The organism is Streptomyces sp. HPF1205 (assembly GCF_020400825.1).
Lineage (GTDB): Bacteria > Actinomycetota > Actinomycetes > Streptomycetales > Streptomycetaceae > Actinacidiphila.
This window is the reverse complement of sequence record NZ_JAINVH010000001.1, coordinates 70743-89188: the sequence shown is the minus strand read 5'-3', so window position 1 is coordinate 89188 and position 18446 is coordinate 70743. Positions and strand designations below refer to the sequence as shown.

Here is an 18446-nt window from a genome sequence, read left to right as displayed (position 1 = left end):
ACCGGGCCGGGCTCGCGGGGAGCGGCGCCGGGCCGCTCGCGCCCACCGCCCTCGCGCGATCAGGTCGGCGCGCCCGTCCATTCGTCGGCGAGCAGGCCGAACAGGGCCTCGTCGACTTCCCGCCCGTAGGCCCAGGCGGCGCGGCGCAGGGTGCCCTCGCGCCGGAAGCCGGTGGCCTCGGCGACGGCGATCATGGCGGGGTTGTCGGCCAGGGTCTCGATCTGGAGGCGGCGCAGGCCGCGGACGGTGAAGCCGTAGACGCAAAGGGCGCGGACGGCGTCCGCGCCGAGGCCGCGGCCGCGGAAGGCGGGGCGCATGGCGAGGCCCACGTGGGCGTAGCGGCTGTGGGTGTTGATGCCCCACAGCCCGGCCTGCCCCGCGAGTTCGCCGGATGCCAGCTCGACGACCGCGAAGAACGCGTGCCCGTCCGACGGCTCTCCGGCCGCCAGCGGGGACTGCGAGGGCGGCAGCGGGAGCCAGGGCCGGTTGTCGCCACGCGAGCGCGTGACCACGTCCTCGTAGAGCTCCTCGTGCAGAATCGGTACGTCGTCCTCGCGCTGCGCGCGCAGGGCTACTTTTTCACCACGGATCATCCGGTATTGCTATCGGATGAACACCACGCGATCAACGGAATTCTGGAATGCTCGGATTCCGGTCGGGACCGTCGCCGGGAAGCCGGCGGACCCGAGGACTCACGGGGAAGGGGGCGCGCCCGATGGACGAGGCGTCGCTCGAACGAGCCGTCGTGGTGATCACCGGAGTCATGGCCTCCGGCAAGTCCACGGTGGCGCAATTGCTGGCCGAGCGTCTGCCGCGCGCGGTGCACGTACGCGGTGACGTGTTCCGGCGGATGATGGTCTCCGGGCGCCGCGAGCAGGAGCCCGGTGGCGACCAGGAGGCCGCCGAGCAACTGCGGCTGCGCTACCAGGCGTCGGCCGCCACCGCCGACCTGTACGCGGGGGCCGGCTGGACCGCCGTCGTGCAGGACGTGGTGCTCGGCGAGCACCTGGAGCCTTATCTGCGCGCGATCCGCACCCGCCCGCTGTACCTGGTCGTACTCGCGCCCAGCGCGCAGTCCGTGGCGCGGCGCGAGGCGGCCCGCGCCAAGAGCGGCTACGGCTCGTGGACGGTCGGCGGCCTGGACCAGGTGCTGCGGGAGCAGACGCCCAGGCTGGGGCTGTGGGTGGACAGCACCGACCAGTCACCGGACGAGACGGTGGACGCGATCCTGGATGGGCTGGCACAGGCGCTCGTCGCCGAGTGACGCGGGCGCCGCCCGTACGGCGGACCACGCGGGGCGCGCGGCACCCGGGCGGCCCGGATTGGCCCATGAATCGAGGCCCCGATTGGTACAACGGCGCGGAGCAATACGGCCGTAGCGTCGTACGCATGACACAGCGATCCCGTTACGTGCGGCAGGCGCCCGACGTCCACCGGGCGATGCTCGCCTTCAGCCAGGTGTCGTCCGAGGGGCTCGACCCGGTCGTCGCCGAACTCGTCAAGATCCGCGCCTCGCAGATCAACCGGTGCGCCTTCTGCCTCGACATGCACATCGCCGACGCCCGCAAGGCCGGCGAAACCGACCAGCGCATCTTCCTGCTCAGCGCCTGGGAGGAGGTCGAGGGCGTCTACACCGACAAGGAGCGGGCCGCGCTCGCCCTCACCGAGGCGGTGACGCTGCTGACCGACGGCTTCGTGCCGGACGAGGTGTACGAGCGGGCCGCCGCGCACTTCGACGAGAGGGAACTGGCCAGGCTGGTCTCGGCGATCGTCGCGATCAACGCCTGGAACCGCTTCAACGTCACCTTCCGCACCCCGCCGGCGGGCCGCTCATGAGCGACGCGGCGGCGGTGCTGCGGGCACTGCACCACGGGCGGGCGCCCGGCGATCCCCTGGTCCTGCCCGGGCCCTGGGACGCGGCCAGCGCCCGCGTCTTCGCCGACGCCGGCTTCCCGGCCCTGGCGACGCCGAGCGCGGGGGTCTCGGCGTCACTGGGGTACGAGGACGGGCACACCCCGGCCGGGGAGATGTTCGAGGCGGTCTTCCGGATCGTCCGGGCCGTCGACGTGCCGGTGACCGCCGACATCGAGGACGGCTACGGCCTGCCCGCCCGTGAACTGGTCGAACGGCTCCTCGCGACAGGGGCCGCGGGCTGCAACCTGGAGGACAGCGACCGCGTCACCAAGCGGCTGCGCGATCCCGCGGAGCAGGCCGACCGGCTCGCCGAGGTACGCGAGGCCGCCGGGGACGCGCTGGTCGTCAACGCGCGCGTCGACACCTACCTGCGCGGTGACCGCACGCTGGGCGCCGCGGTCGAGCGGGCGCGGCTGTACGTGGCGGCGGGCGCGGACTGCGTGTACCCGATCCTGGCGCCGCCCGAGCAGCTCGGGCCGATCGCGGAGGCGGTGGGCGCCCCGGTGAACGCCCTGTGCAAGGCGGGCGGGCCCGCGCCCCGGGAGCTGGGCGTGTTCGGCGCGACCCGCGTCACCTTCGGCGGCGGCCTGCACACGCAGGCGCTCGACGCCGTGCGGCGCCTCGCGGAGGGGCTGGCGTGAGAGCCCCCGCCGCGCGGATTCCGCGTGGTGTCAGGCCGGGGGCTTGACGATCGCCGCCTGGGGGCGGATCGGGAGCCGGTTGACGGGCCGCCCGGTGGCGGCCCGCACCGCCGCGGCCACCGCGGCCGGTGACGTCACGACCGGCACCGCGGAGACCGCCTTGGCGCCGAAGGGCGCCACCACGTCCCGTTCCTCCACCAGGCGGACGATGCGCACGTCGGGCGCGTCCAGGGCCGTCGGCAGCGGATAGCCGGTCAGCGAGGGCCGCTTGACGATGCCGCGCGGCGAGCGCAGGTCCTCCATGAGGGCGAGCCCGACGCCCTGCGTCACCCCGGCCTCGATGCGCGCGGCCAGTTGGCGGGGGTTCAGGACGCGGCCGACGTCCTGGGCAACGGCGAGCTCGACCACGCGCACCGCTCCCAGCTCGATGTCGACGTCGACGACCGCCCGGATCGCGCAGAAGGCCAGGCCGACGAAGGCGTCGCCCTGGCCGGTGTCGTCGAGGCGGTCGGTGGGGTGCGGGCGGCACTGGGCGGTGGCCCACAGCTCCTTGCCGTCGAGGGTCTCGGCGACGGTGGTCGACAGCACCCCGTCGTAGGAGGTGATCTTGCCGTCGGCGATGGAGAGCAGCTCGACGGACATGCCGAACTTGGCGGCCAGCGGCTGCAGCAGCTGGGTGCGCACCATCTTCGCGGCCCGCTCCACCGCCCCGCCGGACACCCAGGTGTGCCGGCTGCGGGCCGCCGGCCCGGCGGGCGGCTGGTCGGTGTCGGACGGCAGCACGCGGACGTCCTCGACGCCCAGGACCTCCTGGACGATCTGCCGGGCCAGCGTGGAGAATCCCTGGCCGGTCTCGACGGCGGCGCAGATGACGGTGGCCTGCCCGTCGTGGATGCGCACGGTCGCCGTCGACACCTCGTCGGTGCCCTCGGCGCCGAGGACGTGGACCATGCCGAGCGCGTAGCCGACCCCGCGGCGCACCGCGCCGGGCTCGCCCGCGCCGCCCATGCCGCCGGGCAGCAGCCACTGCGACTCGTCGTCGCCGTCGGGCAGCGGCGGCAGGTCGGCGTCGCGGACGGCCTTGAGCAGTTCGCCGACCGGCGCCGGGCAGGTGACGGTCTGGCCCGTGGGCAGCATGTCACCGGTCGCCATCACGTTGCGCATCCGCAACTCGGCCGGGTCCAGGCCGAGTTTCGCGGCCAGCTTGTCCATCTGGCCCTCGTAGGCCGCGCACACCTGCAGGGCGCCCTCGCCGCGGACGTGGCCGGAGGGCGGGTTGTTGGTGCGCACCGCCCAGCCCTCGACGAACACGTGCGGGACGACGTACGGGCCCGCGGCGAAGGCGACCGCGGCGGCGAGCGCGTCGGAGGACGCGTCGGCGTAGGCGCCCGCGTCGAGCAGGATCTGCGCCTCGACCTTGACCAGGCGGCCCTCGGCGTCGGCGTGGTGGCGGTAGCGCAGCAGCGTCGGGTGGCGGTGGGCGTGGCCGAGGAAGGACTCCTCGCGGGTGGCCACGAACTTCACCGGGCAGCCGGTCTTCAGCGCCAGCAGCCCGAGCGGGAGCTGGATGCCGGGGTCCTCGCGGTCGGCCATGGCGCCGGGCACACCGGTGACCACCACCTTGACGCGGTCGGTCTCCAGGCCGAAGCAGGCGGCGGCCAGGTCGCGGTCGGCGTGCGGGTCGGTGGACGCCACGTACAGTTCGACGCCGCCGTCGGGCCGGGGCACGGCCAGCCCCGCCTCGGCGCCGATCGGCGCCGGGTCCTGGCGGCCGACCCGGTACAGGCCCTCGACGACGACCTCGCCGACCACCTCCGGGTCGCCGAAGCGCAGCGGGATGTGGCGGATCAGGTTGCCGTCCGGGTGCAGCGGCTCGGCGGCGAACGCCTTCTCCGGGTCGGTGACGGGTTCCAGCACCTCGTACTCGACCAGGATCGCGGCGGCGGCCAGCCGGGCGGTGTCGGGGTGGTCGGCGGCGACGGCGGCGATGGGCTCGCCGTGGTGCCGGACCAGGTCGCGGGCGAAGACCGGGCGGTCGGCGACACGGCGGCCGTGCATCGGCTCGCCCGGCACGTCCTCGTGGGTGACGACGGCCCGCACCCCGGGCATCGCCAGTGCCTCGGAGGTGTCGATGCGGGCGATGCGCGCGTGCGGGTGCGGCGAGCGCAGCACGGCGGCCCACAGCAGGCCCTCGGCCCACAGGTCGGCCGCGTACGGGTACGTGCCCTGGGCCTTGGCGAGCGCGTCGGCGGACGGCACGGACGCGCCGATGCCGTGCGGCGCGGGTTCCGCGGCCAGTCCGCCGGGCGCGGGCACGCCCTCGATGATGCTCATGCGGCGCCTCCGTCCTGCGGGGTGTCGTGCGTGGTGGGGCGGGCCGCCGTCATCCTTGCGCCTCCGGGGCGCCCTGGCGGCCCTGGTGCGGGACGCGGGCCTGGTCGGGGTCGGACTGGGCCTCCTCGTCGCCGGCCCGCCCGGCGATCACCTGGCGCACGGCCTCCAGCACCCCCCGGTAGCCGGAGCAGCGGCACAGGTTGCCGCTGATGGCCTGGCGCACCTCCAGGTCGTTGGGCCGGTGGTTGCCCTCCAGCAGGTCGTGCACGGTCATCGCCAGGCCCGGGACGCAGAAGCCGCACTGCACGGCCCCGCAGTCGGCCAGCGCCCGCTGCACGTCGGACGGTCTGCCGTCCACCGTGAGGCCCTCCACGGTACGGACGTCGCTGCCCGCCGCGGTGGCCGCGGGCACCAGGCACGAGGCCACCAGCCGCCCGTCCACCTGCACCGAGCACGCCCCGCACTCGCCCTGCTCGCAGCCGTCCTTGGCGCCCGCCAGTCCCAGCCGCTCGCGCAGCACGTACAGCAGCGACTCCCCCAGCCAGGCGTCGGTGACCGGACGGTCGCTGCCGTTGACGCGCAGCATGTAGGAGGCGACCGGGTGCTCGCTGCGGGTCGGCGGCACGGGATCGGGCCGCGGCCCGGGCTGCTCGGGCCCGGGCTCCGGCACGGCGGCCCCGGGCCCCTCGTCCGGCCCGGGTACGTCGTCGGCCGCCGCGGACGGCGGCTGTTCGCCGGCGGCAGGGGCGTCCGGCCCGCCGTCGGCCCCGGCGGGCGCCTGCTCCTGCCCGGCGGCCGGTACGGAGCCGGCGTCGCCTTCGCCGTCGGCCGCGACGGCCCGCGGGGTGTCGCCGTCGGTGGGTTCGGGGTGGCCGGCGGGGCCGGCGTTGTCGGCGTGGTCGGCGGACTCGTAGGCAGCGGCGGCGGGGTCGGCATACGGCGTACCGGCGGCCTCGGCTTCCTGGCGCGCGCCGGGTACGGGGCCGTCGCCGGGCTCCCCGTGAGCGGCGGCCGGATCCGCGAAGCCGGAGGCGGCCGGGTCGGCGGCCGGGTCCTGCGTGCCTCCGCCGTAGCCGCCGGGCGTGTCACCCGCGAAGGGGCCGGGGGGCTCGGCGGCCGGCGCCTCGAGGGCGCCGCCGTAGACCTGGGAGATGTGGGAGGCCTGGTCGGGGTGGGCCGCGGCCGTGTCGGGGCGTTCGGGGTCGTCGACCACGCCGGACCAGGCCGCGTCGGCGGCCGGGGCGTGGGCGGGCAGCCAGGGGCCGCCGTTGTCGTGGGCGGCGTAGGGCGAGGGCCACTGGCCGGTGTAGGACTCGCCGGCCGGCGGCCGTTCGGGCAGGAGCCGGCCCGCGTCCGGGTCCTGCCGCTGCTCCAGGTGCTCGCGGCCCGTCTCGTACCCCTGGGCGGCGGCCTCGGCGGCACGCGCGGCCTGGGCCGCCTGGGCGGCCGCCGCGCCCTGCCCGAACATCCCCGCGGGGAAGGACTGCGTGGGCGCGGCGGGAGAGGGCGCCCGGTCCCACGCGGACGCCGGGAAGGCGCCGACGGAGCCGAGGGAGTAGTCCCCCGACTCGGCCTCCCCTTCATCCCTTATGACCGGGATCGTCCACTGCGTGGCCGGGTCGCCGCTCTCGGCGCCGCCCACCGGCCCGGCCGGGCCGTGCGCGCCCAGCGGGTCCTCCCCAGGGCGCGGCTGCGGCGGGAGCTGGGCGGCGAAGGAGACGTGCATGGTCTGGTCGGGGTCGTAGTCCCCGCCGCCCGGTACGGGCTGCCAGGCGCCGGAGTTGCCGGGCCCGCCCGGTTGCGGCTGGTCGGTCATGCCAGTGCCCTCCCGAGCGCTCGACGGGACAGTGCCGCCACGGTACGCCGCAGTTGCACGGCGGCCGGCGGCAGTTCGACCCCGGGCTGGTCCGGGATGCAGGCGGCCGCCACGTACTCGCCGAAGGCCGTGCACGCCTCGGGGGCGATCGCCCGGTCCCCGTCCCAGTCGACGAGCCCGGCCACCCACTGCTCGGCCTCCAGCGGACGCAGCGGCACCTGGGCGACGGCGCCCACCGCGCAGCGCACCTGGCGCCGCGCCGGGTCCACCACCAGGGCGACCGAGGCGACCGCGCGGCCGGGGCCGGTGCGGCCGGTGGCCTTGAGGAAGGTCTGCGGGGCGTGCAGCAGCGGGATGCGCACGAACGCCACCAGTTCCCCGGGGCGCAGCGGGTCCATGCCGGTCAGCAGGTGACTGACCGGCAGTTCGCGGTCGCCCTCGGGGCCGGCCACGATCACATGGGCCTCGAGCGCGGCCAGTACCGGCAGCGAGTCGCCGGTGGGCGCGGCGGAGACGATGTTGCCGCCCAGCGTGCCGGCGTTGCGGATCTGCGGCGGCCCGGCGGAGCGGGCGGCGGCGGCCAGCGCGGGGATCAGGGCGGCGAAGTCGGGGCGGCCCATGCGGGCGTGGGTGAGGCCCGCGCCGAGCAGGGCGGCGCCGTCGGCGTACTGCCAGCCGCGGATCTCGCTGATCCGGCCGAGGCCCACCAGCGCGGCGGGCCGCAGCAGCCCGGAGTTGACGGCGGCCATCAGGTCGGTGCCGCCGGCGACGGGCACGGCGGTCGGCATGGCGGCGAGCGCCTCCACGGCCTCGTCGAGCGAGGACGGCAGCGTGACGTGCTCCGCCGCCTGCCCTGCATACGTGCTCACGCCGCTGCCCCTTCCCGGCTTCCTCCGTCACGCGGTAGCCGTACCGTACGTGCTGACAGCCCGGACGTGGCAACTCTGGCACACGTTCCCCGGTGATCGACGCGAGGGTCCGCGAAGTGCCCGTGGTCCCCGGCGTACCGGCCCGTACCCGCCGATCGGGCGTACGGCCGCGTACGGCCGCGTACGGCCGGGCCGGGACCGGCCGCCGCGCCGGGTTGGCCGTCGATCAGCGGTGCCGGGAGGTGGTGCCGCAGTACGTACGGGGACCACGGTGCCAGTTCCGCGCGGGGCCCGTGCGGCAGACGGGGAAAGTCCGAAAATTGCTCACACGATCGGGGGCGGGCCCGCCTTGGGCCGGCCGGTGACGCCGGGGCGGCGCTGCCAGGGACGCGGCCCGGCGGGCGGGCGGTACTCCACGCCCAGGGCGTCGAGCCGGGCGTAGTGGGCGCTCATCCGGCGCTCGAAGCCGGGCCAGTCGCGCTCGGCGGGCGGGGGCAGCGCGGACCAGGCGACCTCGGCGAAGGCGGCCAGCCGCGGGAAGACCATGTAGTCCACCACTCGCACCGAATCCATCACCTCGGTCCAGGCGTTGGCCTGGGTGCCGATGACGCGCGCGGCCTCCCGCGGCGTCAGCTCGTCAGGGACCGGCTCGAACCGGTAGACGTCCTCCAGGGTGCGGGCGTGCGCGATCGGCGCGGGCTCGTCGGGGTGTTCGGACTGCCGCCAGTCCAGGTAGACATGGCTCTGCGGGCACATCACCACGTCGTGCCCGGCGCGGGCGGCCGCGATGCCGCCCGCGTAGCCGCGCCAGGAGGCGACGGCGGCGCCCGGCGCCAGGCCGCCCTCCAGGATCTCGTCCCAGCCGATGAGGCGGCGGCCGCGCTCGGCCAGCCACCGGTCGAAGTGCCGGATCAGCCGGCTCTGCAGTTCGCCGGCGTCCCTCAGGCCGAGTTCGGCGACGCGCTCCATGGCCGCGGGCGAGGACCGCCACTGCTCCGTGGGGCACTCGTCACCGCCGATGTGGACGAACGTCCCCGGGAAGATCTCCAGCACCTCGGTGAGGACGTTCTCGTAAAAGCGCAGGGTGTGCTCGGTGGGCGCGAGGACGTTGGGGTTGACGCCCCAGCCGGTCAGCACGGGGAGGGCGGCGGTGTCGACGACGTCGGTGTTGCCCAGCTCCGGGTACGCGGCGATGGCCGCCTGCGAGTGCCCGGGGATGTCGATCTCGGGGACGACGGTGATGTGCCGCTCGGCGGCGTACGCGACGATCTCGCGCAGGTCGTCCCGCGTGTAGTAGCCGCCGTGCGGACGCTCGTCCCACACGTCGGGCGCGCCCAGGCCCACCTTGGTGCGGGTGCGCCAGGCGCCGACCTCGGTCAGGCGCGGGTAGCGCCCGACCTCCACCCGCCAGCCCTGGTCGTCGGTCAGGTGCAGGTGCAGGACGTTCAGCTTGTGGACGGCCATCAGGTCGACGTACCGCAGGACGCCGTCCTTGGGCATGAAGTGGCGTGCCACGTCGAGCATGAAGCCGCGCCAGCCGAACCGGGGCGCGTCCTGGAGGTGGCCGGCCGGCACCCGCCAGCGGCGGTCCGGGGCCGTCGGCGCCCGGCGGAACGCCTCGGGCCCCAGGAGCTGCCGCAGCGTCTGGGCGCCCCAGAACACGCCGGCGGGCCCCGCTCCGGTCACCCGCACCCCCCACTGCGGGTCCACGGTGATCCGGTAGGCCTCCGGGCCGCCGGGCACGGTCGCGTCCACCGCCAGCCGCACCGCCCCGTCCGGGCCCGGCTCCCCGGCGGGGAACTCCAGCCCCGTGGCGGCCCCCAGCACGCTCCTCACCCAGCGTCCCGCCCGCTCGGCGCCGGGCCCCACGTCGAGCACGGTGCCGGGCCGCAGGGTGAAGCCGTCGTCGGTGACGTAGGCGGCGTGACGGGGGTGGGGGATGAGGTCCATGAGGTCATCCTGCCCCCGTGGGGCCGATCGGCATGGACCACTCGCGTCCGTCAGGGGCCCTCGGTCCGGTCCGTGCCGACCGCCGTCACCCGGCGGGGTGCTCCTGCCAGCGGGAGGCGCGTGCCCGGTTGCCGCGGACGGCGGTGAGGACGGCGGCCAGCACCAGCCATGTGAGGTGGGCCAGGATGAGGGCGGTCCAGGGGGCGCGGCCGGGGACGCCCACGGCGGAGACCGTCAAGGTGGCGACCAGGAGGGCGACCGCGCCGGCGAGTTGCAGGCGGCCGGTCCAGGTGTGCAGGAAGGCCCGGCGGGCGAACCGCGCCCCGTACCACCAGCCGACCGCGAGGGCGACCAGGAGGAGCAGGGGCAGCGCGGTTCCGGCCACGACGGCCACGGCCCACTGCGGCCAGGGGTGGCCGCGGCTGGCCCGGTCGGAGGGGACGGCGGTGGTCAGCAGCGGCACGAGCGGCAGGGCGGCCACCGCGGTGGTCTCGCGGACCCGGCGCAGCCCCGGGTCGACGGCCAGTTCGGTGCGTACGGTCGCGCGGATGCCGGTGAGGCGGTGCCGCAGCGGGACGCCGGTGCGGCGGCCGGCGCGTACCGCCAGCGTGCCGACCACGGCGACCGACACGGCCACGCCCGTCCCGGCGGCGGCGAGCTGCCACACGTCGCCGCCCGCGATGTGGAAGAGCTGGATGCCCACCAGCAGCATCAGGGCGACCGCGCCCACGGCCGCGCCGCCGCGCGGGGCGGTCAGCTCGCCGGGGTCGGCGCCGAGCAGCAGAGCGCGTTCGACGGCCGACTCGTACTCCGGGCGCAGCCGCCCGGGTATGCGGCCCAGCACGCCGCGGCCGGCGGCCAGCGAGCGGGCCAGGGCGACTTGCGCCTCGGCCTCGCGCGGGGCGAGCGCGACCGCGCGGCGGGCGGCGGCCACCGCGTCGGGCACCCGGCCGAGCCGCCGGTAGACGTCGGACAGCAGGACCGCCGGCTCCCAGCCGTCGGGGGCGCCGCCGCTCGCCCGCAGCGCCACGGTCAGGGCCGCGTGCGCCTCGTCCAGGGACAGCAGGACCACACCGGCCAGTACGAAGACGTCCGCGGCCTCGGCCGGGCCGGCGATCGCCAGCGCCCAGTCGACGGCCTCGCGGGCCTGCGCGGGCCGCCGCTCCTGGGCCAGGATCCAGGCCCGCAGCAGGTAGCCCGCGCTGCCGTTGCGCTCCACAAAGGCGTCGCTGACCACGGCGTGCGCCTCGGCGTACCTGCCCTGGCGGACCAGGGCGTGCACCCGCTCGCCGCTGCTGGCGTCGTCGTCCGGCGCGTCCGGCGTCCCGGACACGCCGCCGTCACCCTCGCCGTTCACGTCCTCCCCTGAAGGCCGACGGCGGTCAGGCGCTGCCCTTGCCGGAGCCGGACTTGTCGCCGTTCCCGCCGCCCAGCGGCATGCCCTCGTAGATCTCCTTGCACATCGGGCAGACCGGGTACTTCTTCGGGTCGCGGCCGGGGACCCAGACCTTGCCGCACAGCGCGACGACGGGCGTGCCTTCCAGCGCGCTCGCCATGATCTTGTCCTTCTGGACGTAGTGCGCGTAGCGCTCGTGGTCGCCGTCACCGTGGGAGAGCTGCGGGGTCGGCTCGACCAGGGTGCCGGTGCCCGCCCCGCGCTCGGGCTCAAGAGTGCTCATAACCGTCAAGCGTAAATGAGGAACCGCGCTAATTGAGAGACGGGTCGTCGGGATATGTGGCGACCATGGCCAGTTCGCTGCGCTGGCGGCGCAGCACGGAGCGCCACAGCGTCTCCGGCGCGGGCGAGGACACGTCGCCCGGCTCGGACTCCACCACGTACCAGGCGCCGTCGTCGAGCTCCTTCTCCAGCTGGCCCGGGCCCCAGCCGGAGTAGCCGGCGAAGATCCGCAGCGAGCCGAGTTCCGCGGCGAGCAGCTCCGGCGGCGCCTCCAGGTCGACCAGGCCGATCGCGCCGTGCACCCGGCGCCAGCCCAGCAGCTCGGTGTTCTCGCCGGCCCGGGGCCCGCCGGGCACCACGGCCAGGCCCAGCGCGGAGTCCAGGGAGACCGGCCCGCCCTGGAAGACGACCTGCGGCATGCCCGCGAGCGCGGCCCAGGGCCGCAGCACGTCGCCGACGCCGACGGGGGTGGGGCGGTTGAGGACGACGCCCAGCGACCCCTGGGCGTCGTGGTCGAGCAGCAGCACGACCGACCGCTCGAAGTTGGGGTCGGCCAGTCGCGGGGTGGCGACGAGCAGCCGGCCGGTGAGCGAGGACACCTCGGTCATGTTTGACATGATCCCGCATCGCGCGGTCGCACGGACCGGCCCGTCAAGCGGATTACCATGGCTCACCTCCGCGCGTGCGGAGAGCGGGCTCATCTCCCCGCGCCCGACCGAGCGTTCCCGGGTCCCGGACCGTGTCCGGACCGGACCGTCCGGCGGCTGAGTCCCACCGTTCAAGACCGTTCCTGACCGTCCGACGATCGCGAGACCATGACCGACATCGCCGATGTACTCATTGTCCATGGCGGAACCCCACTCGAGGGAGAGATCCGGGTCAGAGGCGCGAAGAACCTCGTGCCGAAGGCCATGGTCGCCGCCCTCCTGGGCAGCGAGCCGAGCAGACTGCTGGGTGTCCCCGACATCCGCGACGTACGGGTGGTACGCGGGCTGCTGCAGTTGCACGGGGTGACGGTCAAGTCCGGCGAGACGCCGGGCGAGCTGGTGCTCGACCCGAGGCGGGTGGAGAGCGCCAACGTGGCCGACATCGACGCGCACGCCGGCTCCTCCCGTATCCCCATCCTGTTCTGCGGGCCGCTGCTGCACCGGCTCGGCCACGCCTTCATCCCGGGCCTGGGCGGCTGCGACATCGGCGGCCGGCCGATCGACTTCCACTTCGACGTGCTGCGCCAGTTCGGCGCGGTCATCGAGAAGCGGGCCGACGGGCAGTACCTGGAGGCGCCCAAGGGGCTGCGCGGCACCAAGATCCGGCTGCCGTACCCGTCGGTGGGCTCCACCGAGCAGGTGCTGCTGACCGCCGTGCTCGCCGAGGGCGTGACCGAACTCACCAACGCGGCGGTGGAGCCGGAGATCGAGGACCTGATCTGCGTCCTGCAGAAAATGGGCGCGATCATTTCCATGGACACCGACCGCACCATCCGTATCACCGGAGTGGAGAAGCTGGGCGGCTACAAACACCGGGCCATTCCGGACCGTTTGGAGGCCGCGTCATGGGCGAGCGCGGCGCTGGCGACCGAGGGCGACATCTACGTGCGCGGCGCGCAGCAGCGGTCGATGATGACGTTCCTGAACACGTACCGGAAAGTCGGCGGCGCCTTCGAAATCGACGACGAGGGCATCAGGTTCTGGCACCCCGGCGGTCCGCTGAACGCCATCGCGCTGGAGACCGACGTCCACCCCGGCTTCCAGACCGACTGGCAGCAGCCGCTGGTGGTGGCGCTCACCCAGGCGTCGGGGCTGTCCATCGTGCACGAGACCGTCTACGAGTCGCGGCTCGGCTTCACGTCCGCGCTGAACCAGATGGGCGCGCACATCCAGCTCTACCGCGAGTGCCTGGGCGGCAGCGCCTGCCGGTTCGGGCAGCGCAACTTCCTGCACTCGGCGGTGGTGTCGGGGCCGACCAAGCTGCAGGGCTCCGACCTGGTCATCCCCGACCTGCGCGGCGGCTTCTCCTACCTGATCGCGGCGCTGGCCGCCCAGGGCATCTCGCGGGTGCACGGCATCAGCCTGATCAACCGCGGTTACGAGAACTTCCTGGAGAAGCTGCGGGACCTCGGCGCGAACATCGAACCGCCGGGCGAGCACGGCGGGACCGGCGGGGACCGCCGGGGCGAGGCGGCGGCGGTCGCCTGACCGTACGCCGAGGACGCCGGAAGGCGCCGGACGGGCCCGGAAGCCGGGAAGACCGGGGAAGGCGCCCAGGAGGGCGGAGGCGGCGGCCAAGGCGGCGAAGAGGGCGAAGAAAGGGCGGCGGCCCACCCGGAAGGGGGGCCGCCGCCCTCGTACGCTCAGCGCGCCCGGGCCGCTTACTTGCCCTTGGCGGCTTCCTTCAGCTTGGAGCCCGCGGAGACCTTCACGCTGTACCCGGCCGGGATGTCGATCGGCTCGCCCGTCTGGGGGTTGCGGGCGGTACGGGCGGCACGGTGGGTGCGCTCGAAGGTCAGGAAGCCGGGGATGGTGACCTTCTCGTCACCCTTGGCCACGACCTCACCGACGGTCTCGGCGAACGCGGCCAGAACGGCGTCGGCGTCCTTGCGGGTCACCTCGGCGCGGTCGGCCAGCGCGGCCACCAGCTCACTGCGGTTCATATCTGTACTCCCGTGTTCTTTCTGCCATGGGGGCGCGAGCTCGAAGCTGATGCTGTGTGCCTCACTGCCCAGGTGTGCATCCTGCCCCCATATATGGGGGGAAAGCCAATCGCCTGCCCGCGCGAGTCGCGGAAAAAGACGCTGGAGAGCCCGGTGATGACGCATTGTCGTCCCCCGGTGGACGCTGGGATTCCGCCCCGGCGACATCCGGTAGCCACCCGGTCACGCACTCGGCCGCGCCGCCCCGAGCATCCTTTCGTCGGACGGCCGGACGGTCGGATTGTCGGACCGTCCGGGGGTCGAATCGTTCGATCGCCGGACCGTCCGACCGCGGGACCGGACTACGCGGGGACGGCCGACGAACCCGACGCCGCGACCGCCGGTCCCTGGGCGCGGGCCGCGTCGCGTACGGCGTCGGCGACCGCGCCGGCGACCTTGTCGTTGAAGACGCTGGGGATGATGTAGTTCGGGTTGAGCTCGCCGTCGGCGACCACGCCGGCCAGCGCCCGCGCGGCGGCCAGCATCATCTCGGTGTTGACGGTGCGGGACTGGGCGTCCAGCAGGCCGCGGAAGACGCCGGGGAAGACGAGGACGTTGTTGATCTGGTTGGGGAAGTCGCTGCGGCCGGTGGCGACCACGGCGGCGGTCTCGCGGGCCACGCCCGGGTCGACCTCGGGGTCGGGGTTGGCCAGTGCGAAGACGATGGCGCCCTCGGCCATCCGCGCGATGTCCGTGCCGTCCAGCACGTTGGGCGCCGAGACGCCGATGAACACGTCGGCGCCGACCACGGCCTCCTTCAGGGTGCCGGTGACGCCCTCGGGGTTGGTGTTGTCGGCGATCCAGCGCAGCGCCGAGCCGGGGCCCGCGTCGACCAGGTCGGGCCGGCCGGCGTGCACCACGCCGTGGATGTCGGCGACCACGGCGTGCTTGACGCCGGCGGCGATCAGCAGCTTGAGGATGGCGGTGCCGGCCGCGCCCGCCCCGGACATCACCACCCGCAGCGAGCCGATCTCCTTGCCGACGCAGCGCAGCGCGTTGGTCAGCGCGGCCAGCACCACGATCGCGGTGCCGTGCTGGTCGTCGTGGAACACCGGGATGTCCAGCGCCTCGCGCAGCCGCGCCTCGATCTCGAAGCAGCGCGGCGCGGAGATGTCCTCCAGGTTGATGCCCGCGAACCCGGGCGCGATGGCCTTGACGATCGCCACGATCTCGTCGGTGTCCTGCGTGTCCAGGCACAGCGGCCAGGCGTCGATCCCGGCGAACCGCTTGAACAGCGCCGCCTTGCCCTCCATCACCGGCAGCGCCGCCTTCGGCCCGATGTTGCCCAGCCCCAGCACCGCCGAGCCGTCGGTGACCACGGCCACCGAGTTGCGTTTGATGGTCAGCCGGCGGGCGTCCTCCGGGTTGGCCGCGATCGCCATGCAGACCCGGGCCACGCCGGGCGTGTAGATCATCGACAGGTCGTCGCGGTTGCGGATCGGGTGCTTGGACGCCATCTCGATCTTGCCGCCGAGGTGCATCAGGAAGGTACGGTCCGACACCTTGCCAATCGCGACGCCCTCGATCCCGCGCAGCTTGGTGACGATCTCGTCGGCGTGCGCGGTGGAGGTGGCGGCGACCGTCACGTCGATGCGCAGCCGCTCGTGCCCCGACGCGGTGACGTCCAGGCCGGTCACCGACCCGCCCGAGGACTCCACGGCCGTGGTGAGCTGGCTGACCGCGGTTCCGCTCGCGGGCACCTCCAGCCGCACCGTGATCGAGTACGAGACGCTTGGCGCCGTTGCCATGACGACCTTCTTCCGGTTCCCGCTCGGCCGCCGCGGGCGGCCGGTGTGACAGTCGATGCGTGTCCGGTGGCGCTCCGGTGACCGCTCCGGTGCGTACCGGTGCTGCTCGCCGCCGGACCCGTCGATCGTTGCACCTACTGCCGCGTAAACGGTAACCGGATCCCGAACACCGGAAAACGGACGGCGCCCCCTTCCGCAGAAGGGGGCGCCCGTTCACGCTGACGACACCGACCCGCCATGCTCGCCTCGCGGCAAGTGGGCGCTCGCAGCGCCTAAGGTTGGGCCCGGGGGCTTGGATCGAGCCGGTGCCGTATTCAGACTAACAAACGCCTCCCCGAACCTCTTCCCGTCGCCGCGAACTTCTTCCTCCGGGTCGGACGGGGCAGGGCGGGGGCGGGCCGAAGCGGCCGGGCGGGAGCCCTCGGCGCCGTCCTTCAGTCGCGGCGCAGCAGGTCCGGGACGCCGTCCCCGTCGGGGAGGTCGTCCCGGCCGGCCAGGACGACCAGGCGCTGGGTGGCCCGCGTCAGGGCCACGTAGAGGGTGCGCAGGCCCGCGGGGGACTCCTCGGCGATCTCCGCCGGGGAGACGACCACCGTGGCGTCGTACTCCAGGCCCTTGGCCTCCAGGCTGCCGAGGGCGACGACGCGGGCGCCGAGGCCGTCGAGCCAGGCGCGGGCCTGGGCGCGGCGGTTCATGGCGACGACGACGCCGACCGTGCCGTCGACCTCCCCGAGCAGGCGCTCCGCGGCGGCCCGCACCCGGGGCCCCGGGTCGGTGTCCGCGTCGAGCACCTCGTAGCGCGGCGGCAGCCCGGTGGAGCGCACCGCGCGGGGCGAGGGCGTGCCGGGCATGGCCAGGGCGAGGACGGTCGAGGCGACCTCGGCGATCTCCGCCGGGTTGCGGTAGTTGACGGTGAGGGTGAAGCGGCGGCGCGGCCTGGTGCCCAGGGCCTCGTCGCGGGCGCGGTCGGCCTCGTCCATGTCGGTCCAGGAACTCTGCGCGGGGTCGCCGACGACCGTCCACGTCGCGGTGCGTCCCCTGCGGCCGACCATGCGCCACTGCATGGGCGTGAGGTCCTGCGCCTCGTCGACGATGACGTGCGCGTACTCGGTGCGTTCCCGGGCCAGCCGCTCGGCCCGCTCCCGCTGGGTCTCGCCGCGCACCGGCATCAGCTCCTCCAGACCGGTGAGCTGGTCCAGCGGGTCCATCTCCCGCTTCTTCTCCCGCGGCGGCGCCCCCAGAAGGGCGTCGAGCTCGTCCAGCAGCGCCACGTCGTGCACCGAGACGCCGTCCCGGCGCAGCGAGCGGGCCACCCGCCTGACCTCGGGCGGGGTCAGCACCCGGCGCGACCAGCGGCCCAGTCGCCGCTCGTCGGCGAGGGCGGCCAGCACGGTGCGCGGCCGCAGCACCGGCCACCACGCGTCGAGGAAGTCGGTGAAGTCCGGCTCGGTGGAGACGTCCTCGTCGAAGCCCTGGCGCTCCTCGGCGGCCAGTTCCGAGTCGTCGAAGCGGCGGCTGGCCTTGCGCCACAGCGCGTCCAGCAGCAGCCGGCGGGCCCGCGGCCGCAGCATGTTGACCGGGGCGGTGCCGCCGAGCGCCTGGTGCCGTACCGCCGCAAGTTCCTGCTCGGACAGCTCGATACGGCGGCCGAAGGCGACCACGCGCAGCCGGGTGGGGCGGCCCTCGGTGAGGTCGAGGCAGCCGCGGGCGGCGTTGCGCAGCACCTTCACCATCCGGGAGCTGCCCTTGACGCGGGCCACGGCCGGCTCGTCGTACAGGTCGGCGGTGACGCCGTCCACCAGGGAGCCCAGCGCGCGGATCGCGACCTGGCCCTCCTCGCCGAGCGAGGGCAGCACGCCCTCGGTGTACGCGACCAGCAGCGGGGTCGGGCTGACGCACAGGATGCCGCCGGAGTAGCGGCGCCGGTCCTGGTAGAGCAGGTACGCGGCGCGGTGCAGGGCGACCGCGGTCTTGCCCGTGCCGGGTCCGCCGGTGACCTCGGTGACGGACGCCGCGGGCGCGCGGATCACCGTGTCCTGCTCGGCCTGGATGCTGGAGACGATGTCCCGCATGGTGTGGGTGCGGGCCTGGCCCAGCGCCGCCATCAGGGCGCCGTCGCCGACGACCGGGAGCCCGGTGTCCAGGTCCGGGCGCAGCAGGTCGTCCTCGACGCCGAGCACCCGGCGGCCCTTGGAGCGGATGACCCGCCGCCGCACCACCCGCCCGGGGGCGACCGGGGTGGAGCGGTAGAAGGGCGCGGCGGCCGGTGCCCGCCAGTCGATGACCAGCGGGGCGTACTCGGTGTCCAGCACGCCGATGCGGCCGATGTGCAGGGTCTCGGCGATGTCGGCGGTGGCGTCGTCGCGGATCGCGTCGTCGGCGGGGTCCACCGAGGTGTAGGCGCCGTCGGGGCCCTTCTTGCCGTCCTTGCCGCGCAGCAGGTCGATCCGCCCGAACAGGAAGTCCTCGAACTCGCTGTTGAGCCGGTTGAGGTGGATGCCCGCCCGGAAGACCTGCGCGTCGCGCTCGGCCAGCGCGCCGGGCGTGCCGACCTGACCCCGTTTGGCGGCGTCGCTCATCAGGAACTCCGCCTCGTCGATCTTCTCCGCCAGGCGCCGGTACACCCGGTCGAGGTGTGCCTGCTCCGCGGCGATCTCCCGCTCCCGGACCCCCGGTGCTGTGGTCTGCGCTGCCACGCAGGACCCCCTTCTTCCTTCTCCCGTGCGGTGCCCCTCCACCCGGCCGTCGGCGGGGCGGCCCCCACGCCAATCCGTTTCCCGTCGGAGGGGCAGCCTGCAACCGTACGC

The 18446-nt window shown here is 74.7% G+C and carries 15 protein-coding genes; 4 read left to right on the top strand and 11 right to left on the bottom strand.

Annotated features, from left to right (window positions below):
- Positions 1 to 59: 59 nt before the first annotated feature.
- Positions 60 to 593 carry a GNAT family N-acetyltransferase gene (locus K7G61_RS00335; RefSeq protein ID WP_225844432.1) on the bottom strand — a complete coding sequence of 178 codons (534 nt, stop codon included), beginning with the start codon at positions 591 to 593 and terminating at the stop codon, positions 60 to 62.
- Positions 594 to 715: 122 nt separating this feature from the next.
- Here K7G61_RS00335 and K7G61_RS00330 point away from each other — a divergent pair, with 122 nt between their 5' ends.
- From K7G61_RS00330 to K7G61_RS00320, 3 genes are all read left to right on the top strand, one after another.
- The gene (locus tag K7G61_RS00330; protein WP_225844431.1) at positions 716 to 1264 is read left to right on the top strand and encodes an AAA family ATPase; all 549 of its coding nucleotides are present in this window, start codon (positions 716 to 718) and stop codon (positions 1262 to 1264) included.
- A 125-nt stretch (positions 1265 to 1389) separates the two neighbouring features.
- The gene (locus K7G61_RS00325; RefSeq protein ID WP_225844430.1) at positions 1390 to 1836 is read left to right on the top strand and encodes a carboxymuconolactone decarboxylase family protein; all 447 of its coding nucleotides are present in this window, start codon (positions 1390 to 1392) and stop codon (positions 1834 to 1836) included.
- Complete coding sequence (locus K7G61_RS00320; protein WP_225844429.1) at positions 1833 to 2555, top strand: isocitrate lyase/phosphoenolpyruvate mutase family protein; 723 nt, start codon at positions 1833 to 1835, stop codon at positions 2553 to 2555. Before K7G61_RS00325 ends, K7G61_RS00320 begins: the two co-directional genes overlap by 4 nt.
- Before the next feature lie 30 nt (positions 2556 to 2585).
- Here K7G61_RS00320 and K7G61_RS00315 read toward each other — a convergent pair whose 3' ends face one another.
- From K7G61_RS00315 to K7G61_RS00285, 7 genes are all read right to left on the bottom strand, one after another.
- Positions 2586 to 4889 carry a xanthine dehydrogenase family protein molybdopterin-binding subunit gene (locus tag K7G61_RS00315; RefSeq protein ID WP_225844428.1) on the bottom strand — a complete coding sequence of 768 codons (2304 nt, stop codon included), beginning with the start codon at positions 4887 to 4889 and terminating at the stop codon, positions 2586 to 2588.
- 49 nt (positions 4890 to 4938) lie between these two features.
- Positions 4939 to 6705: a (2Fe-2S)-binding protein gene (locus tag K7G61_RS00310; protein WP_225844427.1), complete on the bottom strand. Its 1767-nt coding sequence runs from the start codon at positions 6703 to 6705 to the stop codon at positions 4939 to 4941.
- The gene (locus K7G61_RS00305) at positions 6702 to 7574 is read right to left on the bottom strand and encodes a xanthine dehydrogenase family protein subunit M (RefSeq protein ID WP_225844426.1); all 873 of its coding nucleotides are present in this window, start codon (positions 7572 to 7574) and stop codon (positions 6702 to 6704) included. The genes K7G61_RS00310 and K7G61_RS00305 overlap by 4 nt, the downstream gene beginning before the upstream one ends.
- A 324-nt stretch (positions 7575 to 7898) precedes the next feature.
- The gene (locus tag K7G61_RS00300; protein WP_225844425.1) at positions 7899 to 9524 is read right to left on the bottom strand and encodes a beta-N-acetylhexosaminidase; all 1626 of its coding nucleotides are present in this window, start codon (positions 9522 to 9524) and stop codon (positions 7899 to 7901) included.
- Between the two features lie 85 nt (positions 9525 to 9609).
- A complete protein-coding gene (locus K7G61_RS00295; protein ID WP_225844424.1) occupies positions 9610 to 10881 on the bottom strand; it encodes a hypothetical protein in 1272 nt (423 codons plus the stop codon).
- 25 nt (positions 10882 to 10906) lie between these two features.
- Positions 10907 to 11203: a DUF3039 domain-containing protein gene (locus K7G61_RS00290; RefSeq protein ID WP_225844423.1), complete on the bottom strand. Its 297-nt coding sequence runs from the start codon at positions 11201 to 11203 to the stop codon at positions 10907 to 10909.
- Between the two features lie 28 nt (positions 11204 to 11231).
- Complete coding sequence (locus tag K7G61_RS00285) at positions 11232 to 11810, bottom strand: YqgE/AlgH family protein (RefSeq protein WP_225844422.1); 579 nt, start codon at positions 11808 to 11810, stop codon at positions 11232 to 11234.
- A 207-nt stretch (positions 11811 to 12017) separates the two neighbouring features.
- Here K7G61_RS00285 and murA point away from each other — a divergent pair, with 207 nt between their 5' ends.
- Positions 12018 to 13397, top strand: a complete 1380-nt coding sequence (gene murA, locus K7G61_RS00280; RefSeq protein ID WP_225844421.1) for a UDP-N-acetylglucosamine 1-carboxyvinyltransferase — start codon at positions 12018 to 12020, stop codon at positions 13395 to 13397.
- 173 nt (positions 13398 to 13570) lie between these two features.
- Here the strand turns inward: murA and K7G61_RS00275 are convergent, their stop codons facing one another.
- The 3 genes from K7G61_RS00275 to K7G61_RS00265 form a co-directional block, all read right to left on the bottom strand.
- Positions 13571 to 13852, bottom strand: a complete 282-nt coding sequence (locus K7G61_RS00275; protein ID WP_225844420.1) for an HU family DNA-binding protein — start codon at positions 13850 to 13852, stop codon at positions 13571 to 13573.
- Positions 13853 to 14193: 341 nt separating this feature from the next.
- Entirely contained in the window at positions 14194 to 15639 is a 1446-nt protein-coding gene (locus tag K7G61_RS00270; RefSeq protein WP_225844419.1) for an NAD-dependent malic enzyme, read from the bottom strand.
- A gap of 434 nt (positions 15640 to 16073) precedes the next feature.
- On the bottom strand, positions 16074 to 18335 hold the full coding sequence (locus K7G61_RS00265) for a UvrD-helicase domain-containing protein (RefSeq protein WP_225844418.1): 2262 nt from the start codon (positions 18333 to 18335) through the stop codon (positions 16074 to 16076).
- Positions 18336 to 18446: the final 111 nt, after the last annotated feature.